The 12,166-nt window shown below is 63.6% G+C and carries 10 protein-coding genes; 6 read left to right on the top strand and 4 right to left on the bottom strand.

The window, feature by feature from the left end; all coding sequences use genetic code 11:
• Nucleotides 1-216: 216 nt before the first annotated feature.
• Nucleotides 217-1,740 carry a hypothetical protein gene (locus tag IFO71_RS20570; RefSeq protein WP_225444831.1) on the bottom strand — a complete coding sequence of 508 codons (1,524 nt, stop codon included), beginning with the start codon at nucleotides 1,738-1,740 and terminating at the stop codon, nucleotides 217-219.
• The gene (locus IFO71_RS20565) at nucleotides 1,737-3,638 is read right to left on the bottom strand and encodes an SPFH domain-containing protein (protein WP_192031567.1); all 1,902 of its coding nucleotides are present in this window, start codon (nucleotides 3,636-3,638) and stop codon (nucleotides 1,737-1,739) included. The genes IFO71_RS20570 and IFO71_RS20565 overlap by 4 nt, the downstream gene beginning before the upstream one ends.
• Nucleotides 3,639-4,005: 367 nt before the next feature.
• On the opposite strand from IFO71_RS20565, the gene IFO71_RS20560 reads away from it, so the two are divergent.
• The 3 genes from IFO71_RS20560 to IFO71_RS20550 all read left to right on the top strand — a co-directional run bounded on the left by IFO71_RS20560 (nucleotide 4,006) and on the right by IFO71_RS20550 (nucleotide 6,488).
• On the top strand, nucleotides 4,006-4,743 hold the full coding sequence (locus tag IFO71_RS20560) for a tetratricopeptide repeat protein (RefSeq protein WP_192031566.1): 738 nt from the start codon (nucleotides 4,006-4,008) through the stop codon (nucleotides 4,741-4,743).
• A 320-nt stretch (nucleotides 4,744-5,063) separates the two neighbouring features.
• The gene (locus tag IFO71_RS20555; protein ID WP_192031565.1) at nucleotides 5,064-5,231 is read left to right on the top strand and encodes a hypothetical protein; all 168 of its coding nucleotides are present in this window, start codon (nucleotides 5,064-5,066) and stop codon (nucleotides 5,229-5,231) included.
• A 96-nt stretch (nucleotides 5,232-5,327) separates the two neighbouring features.
• Entirely contained in the window at nucleotides 5,328-6,488 is a 1,161-nt protein-coding gene (locus IFO71_RS20550; RefSeq protein WP_192031564.1) for an AAA family ATPase, read from the top strand.
• Nucleotides 6,489-6,713: 225 nt separating this feature from the next.
• On the opposite strand, the gene IFO71_RS20545 is transcribed toward IFO71_RS20550, so the two are convergent.
• Together IFO71_RS20545 and IFO71_RS20540 are read right to left on the bottom strand one after the other, a co-directional pair.
• Complete coding sequence (locus IFO71_RS20545) at nucleotides 6,714-7,325, bottom strand: OmpW/AlkL family protein (RefSeq protein WP_192031563.1); 612 nt, start codon at nucleotides 7,323-7,325, stop codon at nucleotides 6,714-6,716.
• Nucleotides 7,326-7,518: 193 nt separating this feature from the next.
• Nucleotides 7,519-9,465, bottom strand: coding sequence for an HDOD domain-containing protein (locus IFO71_RS20540; protein WP_192031562.1), 1,947 nt, complete (start codon nucleotides 9,463-9,465; stop codon nucleotides 7,519-7,521).
• A gap of 223 nt (nucleotides 9,466-9,688) precedes the next feature.
• Here IFO71_RS20540 and IFO71_RS20535 point away from each other — a divergent pair, with 223 nt between their 5' ends.
• The 3 genes from IFO71_RS20535 to IFO71_RS20525 all read left to right on the top strand — a co-directional run.
• Nucleotides 9,689-11,251, top strand: coding sequence for an EAL domain-containing protein (locus IFO71_RS20535; RefSeq protein WP_192031561.1), 1,563 nt, complete (start codon nucleotides 9,689-9,691; stop codon nucleotides 11,249-11,251).
• Nucleotides 11,248-11,901 carry an OmpA family protein gene (locus IFO71_RS20530; protein ID WP_192031560.1) on the top strand — a complete coding sequence of 218 codons (654 nt, stop codon included), beginning with the start codon at nucleotides 11,248-11,250 and terminating at the stop codon, nucleotides 11,899-11,901. Before IFO71_RS20535 ends, IFO71_RS20530 begins: the two co-directional genes overlap by 4 nt.
• 7 nt (nucleotides 11,902-11,908) lie before the next feature.
• The coding region (locus IFO71_RS20525; RefSeq protein ID WP_225444830.1) for a FlgD immunoglobulin-like domain containing protein at nucleotides 11,909-12,166 on the top strand (258 nt) is incomplete at its 3' end.

The following is a 12,166-nucleotide window of genomic DNA, read 5'->3' as shown; positions in this document are numbered from 1 at the left end:
TACGAAGTAGCCGTTGCTGCGTAGCAGCCGAACAACGCGGCAATCGGCGCAAAGGACCTCAGGGCGAATGCCCTGCGTAGCCGCGCAGCGGCCGAATGAGGGCCGTGCCAGCGCCGAAAGATCACGAACACTCTGTTATCTCAACACCATCGGTCGAATCTCTCGCCCCGCTTGGAATTGCCGGATCTTTCGGCGCGACCTCATGAAATATGCGGGCTAGCGCAGGGCCAAGCTCTGCTTCTTCCAGGCCACATCCTGATTGCGATAGAAGATGCTGAGGTGTGAGGGATCATCGGCATGCTTTTCCACTTGCAGGCTATCCAGACTGCGCAGCTCGTACTGTTTCATCCAGCGACCCTGCTGTTTGAATTCGCGGGCGGTGAGGATCTTGCGGGATCGCGGCACCCAGCCGGCGAATTCGATATAGCCAAGGTCGGGGGTATCGGCTTCCGGCGGTAGCACGTCGATCTGCCAGCCGTCCTTGCTCTCCTGGAACAGCCATAGTTCGCGCCAGCCATCGAGTGGTTGCACGGCGAGGGCCAGGATGTCGTTGGCCGGGCTGAGTCGGGCGGATTGCGGCCAGACCGTGGCAAAGGTGCAACGCTGGGTTAATAGGTTGCCGGGTTTGCCGTCACTGGCGGCGGGGCCGTGCAGGCGCACGCAGGTTTGTCCCGGCTCATTGCCGGCTTGCAGCACGATCTGTGGGCCACCCTTTTGCGGCAGGCCCAGGTCGGCGGCCCAGCGTGAAGCGCCAACGCGCACCGCAGCCTCTTCGTATTCGTCACGGTCGCGCTCGCTCAAAGCACGCAGATCCACCGCGACCAGTGATTGCCGTGCCAGCTCGGCGGCTTCCTCAGTCGGTTCACCGCGGCGACTGCGTTGAAAGGCGACACTGGCCCAGACCGCGGCTTTGCGCATGCGTAGGCGGTTGCGAATATGCTCGGGCAGTTCGGTTTCGTCCACCCGGGCCAGCACCTGGGTGCGCCAGTCGTCGTGCAGGTGGCGTTCCAGCGGAGTGAGATCGGGGTCGACGCATTCCGGCCGGGTCAGCGACAGCGCGGCATCGACCTGTTGCTCGGCACTCGCCGGCAGGGCCAGCACGCGACGAAAAGCGTCGCCGTCGTAGCAGAGCTGCATCCGCCCTGCCCGCTCGAAGCTGCGAATGCGCACGCCGTAGTGCGCCACCACCTCAAGATGCGCGCTCAGGGTTTCATCATTGCTGCGGCGCGCATTCGACACTCGATAGGCCAGGCGATCAGCGAACCGGCCCAAGGCACTGAACGCCTCGGCGCCAATCGATTTGGCCGGGGCGGCGCGCAGAAAGGCCGCCGCATAGGCCACGCCCAGGGCTTCATTGCCCGGGCTGAACTCGAGGAAGCGCACCACGGCCATCAGATCGGCGGCGGCCTCGGGCTGCAGGTTCAACAGCCGCAGCTGGTCGGCGCGCACATAACCACCGCGTTCGCGCCGATAGTCGTACACCTGCAGGAAATCGAAGCGGCGACCGCGGATCTCCACGCTGTCACCCTGCCAAAGCAAGGCATGCTGGCGGGCCGAATCGCGCGGCTCGGCCCGCAGTGCGACCCGATCTTCCACCACCAGGGCGGTCGGCCGCGGTTCGGCCGGCCGCGCCCCGACCTGCTGCTGAGTCGCCGCCTGGGCCTCACCCAGTCGAACGGCGAGCACCAGCAGCACGAACATCAGACTCCACCAGGCAAGGTTGCGGCAAGAGCGGCTCATCGACGCCCCCGCTTTTCATCATTGGCACCCAACAAGGTGTTGCCGATAAAGCCACCGTCGGCCGGCGGCGGGGCGATGATCACCTGCACCTTATCGGAGAGTTTGTCTGCCAGGGTCTTCTGGATCATCAGCGGATAGCGATCGATCAAGGCGCCGTCGCGTTCCAGCTGGGCGCTCGCCACCTTGCCGAGCCGCTCCATCCGATAGGCTTCGGCATCGGCCAGTTTCTGCCGCGATTCAGCCTCGCCGGCGGCCTCGATCTTGCGTGCCTCGGCCACACCTTCGGCGGTCTTGATCCGAGACAGTCGATCGGCTTCGGCTTCCAGCTTCTTCTGCTCAACCTGCTGCTGCTTGAACGGCAGCACATGGCGCATCGCCTCTTCCTGTGCCTTGGCCGCGATCACCTGTTCGCGGGCGGCCGCCTCGGCCTGTTTCTCGCGGCGCACCTTTTCCGCCTCAGCCTGCAGTTCCGACTGCCGGACTTCCTTTTCCTTCAGCTGCAAGGTGTACTTCATCTGCTCGTTCTGCAGTTCGGTTTGCAACACGCGATCCATGCCGGCCTTGTAGTCGCGCGGCAGATCGATATTGCCCAGGGTCACCGAGCGCAGGACCAGGCCATCGCGCTGCATCAAGGGCGCCAATGTCTTGACGATCTCCTGCTGCACGTCGCTGCGCTTGCTGGAGAAGATCTCGCGCGCCGAGTACGAGGACAGCACCCGATAGATCACCCCATCGACCAGCGGTGCGACACGCTGGTTGTCGACATCGGCCGGCAGGTTGAGCACGGTCTCGGCCAGGGTTTCGGTATCGAGGGCGTAACGGATTGCCAGCTCAACGCCGATCGACAGGCCCTCGGAGGTTTGCAGCGGGGCGTCTGCGCTCACCGATGCGCTACGCTGAGGGCGAAAAATGCGATCGTGCAGGCTGAATTGCATGCCCAGATGCAGCAGGGACACATCACCGAGCAGGAAGCCGTTCAGCACAAAGCCCTTGGCCTTCAGGCCCGAAGCGAGTTCCTTGCGGATGTCGTCCTGCAACTGCTGGCGTTTGTCGTTGTAGATCTCGTGCAGGGTATAGCGGGCAAACGCCTTGCCAAGGATGTCGCGAGCCTGGGGGTCGACCACCTGGCCCTGCAGATCGCGCGGCATTTGCTGAGTCAGAGTCAACTGCTCAGCATCCAGGGCGTAGCGCATGCTCATATCGGCATACACCGACAAACCATCCTTCGACAACAGAGGTGCAAAGGCATGGCTGTCAGCATCGGCCATCGGTTTGTAGGCGCGCTCGTGCAAGGTCCACTGCGTGCCCTGGTGATGCAGGGCCAAGCCATCGATCTGAAATGCGCGCAACTCGATACCGCGCTGGCTGAGGGCCGATTGCAGCGCCGCGCTGGCCGACTGGAACACGGCCTGACGTTTGTCTGTGAGCAGCTCGGCCATTGTGTAGCGCGCGAACTCGGCGCGCAGCTGTTGCTCAACAATCGGCTGCAGCCAATCCTTCTGCAGGTCGGACGGCAGATCGGCTTGCTCGGCCAGCCGGGTCGGATCGACTCGATACTGCAGACTGGCTTCGATCCACACCGACAGGCCATCGGCCGATTGCAGTGGATCAAGGCCAATGCGGTCGGCGGCGAACGGCGCGAAGGTCTGATCAGCGGTGGAGTATGCGTGCAGCTGGTGCAGCAGCGGCCACACCCAGGCTTCGCTGCCGCCCTCGATGAGACGCGCCCCGCCGGTGATGCGATTCACCCGCAGGCCGAACTGCTCCTCAGCCACCGACTCCACCGGCGGATGACTCCACAGCATCCAGCCCAATCCAAGGGCCAGCGCCAGCACCAGGGTCTTGCGCCGGTTGGCACCCGCTTTGAATGGATGGAATCGTTCCCTGATCTCGCTCATATCGGCCCCTCGACGTTGGCGCTGACGACTGCCCGAACAAACCGGCGATTTGCCCTGAGTCGTTGAACACAGTAGAAAGCGCCGAACCGTCAGTGACGCGGCTCGATTCGGCCCGATCACGGACGATTTGTGGCGTTTTGCGGGCGGCGGCTACACTGCGCGCTTCGGAAACGCGGACGCCGCGCGTCTTGCTCCCCTACCCAGGAACCTCGCTATGGGAGGCCCCTGGGCAGGCAAAGATCGGCTCCCTAACCCCTGCAGCCCTCCCCGAACATCGGGGAGGGCCACCCGGCGCGGCGAGAATCGCCACACATCGGTCTCTCTCAGCGGTAGAGGGGCTCTAATACGAAGAAATTTGAGACTTTCCATGCATCTGCTCGGCATCCTGCTACTCGTTGTTCAAATCGCCTTCGCTATCCACGCCGTGCGTACCGGCAAAGAGTTCTTCTGGCTGTGGCTGATCCTGCTGGTGCCGGGCATTGGCTGTGCGGTGTATTTTTTCACCCAGGTTCTGCCCGAGCTGGGCAGCAGTCACACGGTGAAGCGGGCCAGGAACAGCCTGATCAAGGCGATTGATCCGCAACGCGAGTTCAAGCGCCGCAAGGAGATGCTGGAGATTGCCGACACGGAGGAAAACCGGGTCGCACTGGCAGACGAATGCATCGAGGCGCGGATGTTTCCGCAGGCGATCGAATTATTGCAGAGCAGCCTGAAAGGCATGCACAAGGATGATCCGGCCATCCTTGAGCGCCTGGCCCGCGCACAGTTCGAGAACGCCGAACCAGCCAAGACCATTGCCACCTTGGATGCGCTGATCAGCGCGCACCCGAATCACAAATCGCCCGACGGCCACCTGCTATACGCCCGCGCGCTGGAAGCCGACGGCCAGCTGCCTCGTGCCTGTGAGGAGTACGACGTACTGCGCGATTCCTTTCCTGGCGAAGAGGCGCGGGTGCGCTATGCCCAGATGCTGGTGCGAATGGGTCAGCACAACAAAGCACAGCAGTTGTGCAGAGAATCTTTGCTGCGCGCCAAGCGCGCGCCGACAAGCTATCAGAAGCGCGAACGTGAGTGGCTGCAGTTAGCGCAACGATTGCAGGAGTGAATGCCCCGCCCGCAAGGCACGTAAGTTGAACGGCATGTTATGGACCCCGCACCGGTGGGCGGCACGCCCACCCTACGACTCCATTGGGTGCTGCTCGAAACACCATTCCGTCGACCCACCGAAGTTTCGTAGGGTGGGCCTGTGGCCCACCATCACCGCCCCAAGGTGGGCAGCCTCGCACTGGTGGGCGGCACGCCCACCCTACGACTTGAGGGGTGCGTGCTGGGCGCTGCCTACCCATCGTCGCGGGTCACAGCCCAGGCGTCGGCCCGTCTGGTGTAGGGTACCTGCCATGCGCCACGCAGCGAACGGAGAACGCCATGATTCGCATCTTGATCTATTGCACCCTGCTGGCGCTCACCCTTTGGTCGATCAGTGAGATCGTCTCGCATTGGCGGCCGCGTCGGCAGCGCGCCATTGGCTGGGGTGCGCTATCGGTCACTCTGATCGGTACCGGGCTGTGGATGATCGCCACTGACCTGGGTTGACCCGGATATGTCCGGGTTGGCCAAGCCCGCATCTTCAATTTCTCCGACCGCGCAACGGCTGGTATAAGTCGGGCTGGCTTTTCCTCCCACCTCTGCATGCTCACCACTCTGGCCGTTGCCAACTACCGCTCGCTGCATTCGCTGGTGATTCCGCTGCAGTCGCTGAATGTGGTCACCGGCGCCAATGGCAGCGGCAAGTCCAATTTGTATCGCGCCTTGCGCCTGCTGGCCGAGACGGCGGCCGACGGCGTGGCCAAGGCCCTGGCTCGAGAAGGCGGGCTGGGCTCGGCGCTATGGGCTGGGCCGGAAACCCTGACCCGCGAGATGCGTGCCGGCCAGGTGGCAATCGAACCCCAGCATCGACAGGAATCGATCGCACTGCGGATGGGCTTTGCCAGCGAAACCTTTGGTTATGCGTTGGATCTTGGCTACCCCAAGCCCTCGCAATCGGCCTTTTCGCTCGATCCTGAAATCAAACGCGAATGCATCTGGTCCGGCCCCTTCCTGCGCCCGGCCAATCTGCTGGTCGATCGACGCGGCCCGGCAGTACGGATACGCCGCGATCGCGACTGGGCGCTGCTCGATGCCCATCTCGACAGCTTCGACAGCATGCTGCGCCAGCTGGCCGACCCCGAACGCGCGCCCGAGGTGCTGCTGCTGCGCGAGCAGCTGCGCGGCTGGCGCTTCTACGATCATTTCCGCACCGATGTCGACGCTCCGGCGCGGCAATCGCGTCTGGCCACCCGCACGCCGGTGTTGAATCACGATGGCAGCGATCTAGCCGCCGCCTGGCAAACGATTCTGGAGATCGGCGACCACGAGGCGGTGCAGGCCGCCTTGACCGATGCCTTCCCCGGTGCCGAGGTGCGCGTCGAAGCCAATGACGGCCGTTTTAGCCTATGGTTCCACCAACCGGGCCTGCTGCGTCCACTGGCCGCGACTGAGCTCTCCGATGGAACCCTGCGTTATCTCTTGTGGATAGCCGCCCTGCACACGCCGCGGCCGCCCTCACTGATGGTGCTGAACGAACCCGAAGCCAGCCTGCATCCCGATCTGTTGCCAGCCCTGGCCAGGTTGATCATCGATGCCGCCGGCCGCTCACAGGTCTGGGTGATCTCGCATGCCAGCCGCCTGATCGCAGCGCTGGAGGCTTCGCCGCACTGTCATTCGCTGTGTCTGGAACGCAGCCTGGGCGAAACTCGGCTGCGCGATCAACGTCCGCTGGACGAACCGCCTTGGCATTGGCCCAAACGATAGACCCGAATCATATGAGCCCGTGGCCCAGCGCTTGTGGCCAAACGCTGTCGTAGCATCCGCCACGCACCGGTGGGCGGCACGCTCACCCTACGACCATTTCACACAATCGTAGGGTGGGGCTGTTTCACAGATTCGTAGGGTGGGTCTGTGGCCCACCGCTTGTGGCCAAGGTGGTCGTGGCATCCACATCATGCACCGGTGGGCGACAGAGTTATGCCTCAGCAATCAGAACGAGTAGCTGGCATAAAGCCCGTACACCAATGGATCCACCGCCACCGAGCCGACCTCGGCGCCATTGACCTTCACTTTGGCATCGATATCGATCCAGCGCAGGTCACCGATCAGCTGCCAGCGATCGGCCAGTGGTGCCGAGAAGCCGAGCTGGGCGGCCAGGCCCCAGGAGTTTTCGAGGCCGACGCGGGTGCCGGCCAGAGCGCCACTCTCGCGCTCGTCGTACGTCCAGGTGTAGTTGACGCCGGCGCCGACGAACGGTCGGAATGAACCCGCTTCACCGAAGTAGTACTGCACGCTGAAGGTCGGCGGCAGATGTTTGAAGTCCAGCGCCTTGTCACCGTTCAATTTGACTTCGTGTTCAAACGGGGCGGCAGCCAGCAGTTCCAGCGCCCAGTGTTCATCCAGAAAACGACCGACCACCAGGGTCGGACGGACATCGCTACCAATATCGACCTGCAAGGCGCCACCGGCCAGGGTGCCGTTATCGGACTTCGGATCGACGGCATGCGCCCCGAGTCGAACAAACCAATCCTCCGCCAAGGCCGAGGGGCTGACCAGGGCGGCACTCATTGCCATCAACAACACTGACTTTGACACTCGCATACGACACCTCGGTGATAATGACTGAGGTCAGTGTCATTGACTGTGGGCGATGCCATTTTGCGGATGATCAAATTCGCCGATGCGCGCAATCCGCCATTCAGCGCGCCGCCATGCTTGCATGCGTGCTCACTCTGGCTGCGCTGTTGAAGGGGCCATGACACGCCCGCCAGCGCGGGACTGCCCAGTCGGACACTCAGCCCTCAATGGCGCGACTGCGCAAGGCACGCTTGAAAGCGGCCAGTTCACCGGCGGCCAACACGACCAGCACGCGACGGGCAGCGGCCAAACGTGCTCTGCGCCGTAGTTCGGCCGCCATTAGCTGCAATCGCGACTGCCGGATCGCCATATCGGCAGCCAACTCGGGCAGGAACTCGGTTAGGGCCACCCAGATGGCCGCGTCGTTCTCAAAGCGCTGCCATGCCGAGTCGCTGACCGTGTACTCGTGCCGGTAGGCTCGCGCTGCGCGGTGCAAGGCGCGCAGCCGGCGCCAACGCGACACTGTGTTCAGGGCCGACTGCATGCGCTGATGGCGGTCGAGATCCAGCGACCAGATCGGCCACTTCTGCTTGTGGGCCAGCTCTATGGCCTCGTACTGCGCCAACTCCGGCCAATCGCCGGTTTGCTGACGGAGACGCAATTGAAACTGAGCCCAGAGGCGACTCGCTGCGCACTCGGCAGAGGCCAACTCTCGCCACCAGGGCGCATCGGCTTCTGCCTGCAGGCGCTGAGCGTCGACGGTGCCGCGTTCCGTCGCCGATGCATCGAGGTCGACGGCCAGCGCATCGAAGCGATGTACCAGAAGGCACGCCTCCACCTGTTCGGCCGAGGCGGCGCGGGCGTCGACGGCCAGCAGCCCGTAGTGCACGCCGGCCTGCTCGACGGAAATGATCGGGTTGGCATCGAGCAGCTGCCGGGCGTTCTCGATCCGGCGCGCCTGTCTCGCCTCGTCGGATTCGGTCTTGGGTGTTTGGACCGCGGTCGAGCCGGCCTGCTGCTGAGCCACGCCCAATTCCTGCGCCCAGGCCCGCCACATTGGCAGCTTGCCGAGCACGCCGACCGAGTCGAGAAAGCGCTCGTCGACCTCGCGTCCGGCCGCCAGGGCGCAGGCAACGTGAACGGCGGCTCCGATCCAGAATCCGCGCGACTTCAGCCGGCTGGGCTGACGATGAAAGGCCACCGCCTCAACGATGGGAAACGGCAGCCCCCAGAGGCCCAGCAGATAGGCGCCGGCCTCGGCATAGTGCGGGCCGTCACCTTGCCAGTGTCCATGGTCGTCCTGGCGCCGCACGCCGGGCAGCAGCATGCCAACTTCGGCCAGCAAGGCCGCCGTGGTGGCCAGCTCGACATTGGCATTCTCCACCAGCTTAGCTGCCAGTTGCGAGGCCAGCAGCGAGCGCTGGCGCATCGCTTCGCGATCAACACCATCGGCGGCACCGGCAAAGACCTCGCTGGCCAATACCACGCGGCGTACCTCCAACTGACCGAGGCGAATAACCGCACTGCGCACGTCGGCGATCTCCCGCCCGCTGGAGTAGAAGGCCGAGTTGCTGATCCTCAGCACGCGCGCGGCGCTGACCGGATCCTGCGCCACCAGACCGGCCAGATCGGCCAGCGAGCTGTCCGGGTTCTGCACTGCCCGACTCAGCGCGAGGTACAGTTTTGGCGGCGGAGGCAATCGATCGAGCTTGCCAACGGCCGCGCGCAATTCATCGGAATTGAGCAGATCCTGCAGATCGTTCAGGCTGTCGACCGCCTCGATCAGTTCTTCGGCCTGCAGGGGTTTGTGCAGCAAGCGATGCGCACTGTTAAGTGCGCGCATCGCCTGCCCGGCTTCGGCGGCGTCCAGAACCATCAAGCGCCCGGCGCGCGGCACTTTTTCGCGCACCCGATCGAGCAGAGCCGGGCCATCCATGCCCAAGGGGTGCAATTCCGACACCACGACATCGGGTGCCGAACCACGCTGCATCTCCAGCAGAGCGGCGGTGGCGTCCGAGGCAAAACGCAGCTGCCAGTCGACCCCGTAGTCGGCCAGCAGTGGTTCGATCTCCGTCTGCAGTTCCGTTGAGCGACCGATGATCAGCACATGCATGCGAGCGGCATCCAACTGGCGGTCGAGAAACCCAACCGGCGTTTCGGTCATTATCGACCGCAGCGCCGATCAGCGCCATGGTCGAGCGCCAGGCGCCAGGCGCTGAAATCGCATCTGACCCAAGCGCGGACAAACCGGCGCCCCATGTCGACCGGCGGTACGGCTTGACACTCGCTGTTTCACCTCACTCCCACCCGGCCTTACACGGCAACCGGCTATGCTGTTCGTCCCGTAGGCGGCCGGGGATCGGCCGCGGTGACCGCAGGACGCTTCGATGCAACATCGCGAACGCTGGATGATCGGCATTTCGCTGGCCGCGCTGCTGGGCGCCGCCGCTTTGTTTGCCGGCGTCCTGTGGTTGCTGTGGCACGAGTCGGTCAGCCAGGAGGAACAGTTGATCGGCGGGCTGGCCGCGGAGCTTGGACAGCGTACCGAGGCCATCATGGTCGACACCCGTGATCTGCTGCACGATTTCGATGCGATTGCCGATTCGCGCTGCTCGCCTGAACACCTCGATCAGCTGCAGAACGCGGCGGTCGATCGGCCCTACATTCGTGCCATCGGCTATTGGCAAGCCGAGCAACGGCTGTGTGGCGTGGGCTTTGTCCACGGCCAGGGATTGCGGCCTCCGCAGGCCGACCGCATCTACGACTCCGGGGTGATCGCCTGGTGGCCCAGCACATACACCGAAATCGGCGGCGTGCAGCTGTTCCTGATGCGTTTTGGAGATCACGATGCTGCGATCGATCCGCGCATGCTGCTGGATGTGGAGCCCTTGCACGGCCGGCGTGCAGGCCTATGGGTGGAAGGCCTGCGACTGGCCGCGGTGCCCTGGGATGCCGAGTTGCCGGCCCCAGAAACTCTGACCCCGGGCTTGCAGGTAGACGAACGCAACCAGCGGTTGATCTCACGCTTCAGTCACAACGCATTGCTGCCGATTGAAGTCGTCGCCATCGAGCCGCTGTCGCGCTTCTGGCGCCGTCATCTCGCCACCCTGGCAATCGGCAGCGGCCTGGGCTTGCTGCTGGCTACGCTGTGGATGTATGGACTGCTGCGCTACACCCGTCATCGGCTGAGCATGCGTGCCCAGCTGCAGACAGCGCTGCGGCGTGGCGATGTGCATGCCCACTATCAGCCGGTGGTCGATCTTGAAACCGGCCGCTGCGTAGGCGCCGAGGCCTTGGCACGCTGGTGCCACAAAGGTGGAGAGTGGGTGGCGCCGGACGAATTCATACCCATCGCCGAAGCCCATGGGCTGGCCCATCAGGTTACGCTTGCCGTTCTAGACTCAGTGTTAAGAGATCTGGCCCCAACGCTGCGCAAATACCCCAACATGTCGATCAATCTGAACCTGAGCCCGGATGATCTGTGCGCGCCGCAGTTCGATCAGGCCCTGCTCGACCGATTGGCCAAGGCAAGCCTGCCGAACAGCGCACTGAAGCTGGAAATCACCGAGCGCGCCCTGGTCAACACCGAGAGCGCCCGCACCTTGATCCAGCAGTTCCGCCGACGCGGCCATCAGGTGGCGGTCGATGACTTTGGCACTGGCTATTCGAGCCTCTCTTACCTATCCTCGTTTGAGCTCGATGTGCTGAAAATCGACAAGAGCTTTGTCGATGCCATCGGCACCGAGTCGGCCACCAGTCATGTAATCTTGCATGTCATTGAAATGGCCAAGTCGCTGAACCTGCAGACCGTTGCCGAAGGCGTGCACTCTGATCAGCAGGTCGAGTGGCTGCGCCAGCACGGGGTCAACTTTGGCCAGGGTTTCCACTACAGTCGAGCATTGGACGCCGAGGCGTTCATTGCGTTTCTTTCCCAGGAGCGTGCCCGTTGAGACCAATTCCGGCCCTGTCCCTGTTGCTCTGCACAGCGGCTCTCTGCAGCGCCTGCGGACAATGGCCGGCGCGCTCGGTACGCTCGGAACCCGTGGTCGCCGCAAACACAGCCGAGCCAGCGGCGCAGAAGGCCGATGCCGAGACCGACATCCCAGTGCGCAAGCAAGGCTTGCAACAAACTGCCCTGGCCATGGATGCCAGCGCCGCCGGCTACTTCATGGACGTACAACAGGCACGTCTGCAGCAGGTAGCCGGCGAGCAGCTTTCGCTGCAACGTGAACCTGAGCGCATCATCATCCGGCTTCCGGGTCCACTGAACTTCGAGATCGGCCGTGCCAGACTCTCCGACCCCGGGCAAGGCGCCCTGCGCCAGGTGGCGGCCATCCTGGCTGAGTTTCGCGCCAGCCTGATTGCAGTCCACGGTCACACCGACGATACCGGCAGCGCCGAGGGCAACCTGAGACTGTCGCAACAACGCGCTCAGTCGGTCGCCAACGTGCTCCGGCTGGCAGGGGTCGACGCGCAACGCATCCTGGTGATCGGACACGGTGCGAACAAGCCCTTAACGCCGAATATCGACCAGGCATCACGGGAGCAAAATCGACGGGTCGAGCTGGTGATCGAGCCCATCGTGAAGAGCCAGGGCTGATCACGCCATGGTGATTGATCCGTCGGTATCGCAGGCAGGAAACATCGAGTTCACCACCAATTCGGCAGATCAGCTTGAAGTGATCATCAAGAAGCTCACCTCTGGTGAGGTGGTGTATTCCGAGGTGCTGGATTCGCCTTCTTGCGGCAAGAAGTCATTTCAATGGTCTGGGCAGACCCTCGCCGGCCAAGTGCTGGATGACGGCGTCTATGTCACTGCGTTCCGCAGTACGAGCGGCTCGCAGATCGTCGAACACACCGAACCG

The sequence above is a fragment of the Pseudomarimonas arenosa genome, from assembly GCF_014841215.1.
In the GTDB taxonomy this organism is placed as follows: domain Bacteria; phylum Pseudomonadota; class Gammaproteobacteria; order Xanthomonadales; family Xanthomonadaceae; genus Pseudomarimonas; species Pseudomarimonas arenosa.
The sequence above is the reverse complement of the archived record's forward strand: the minus strand, read 5'-3'. Positions and strand labels throughout refer to the sequence as shown.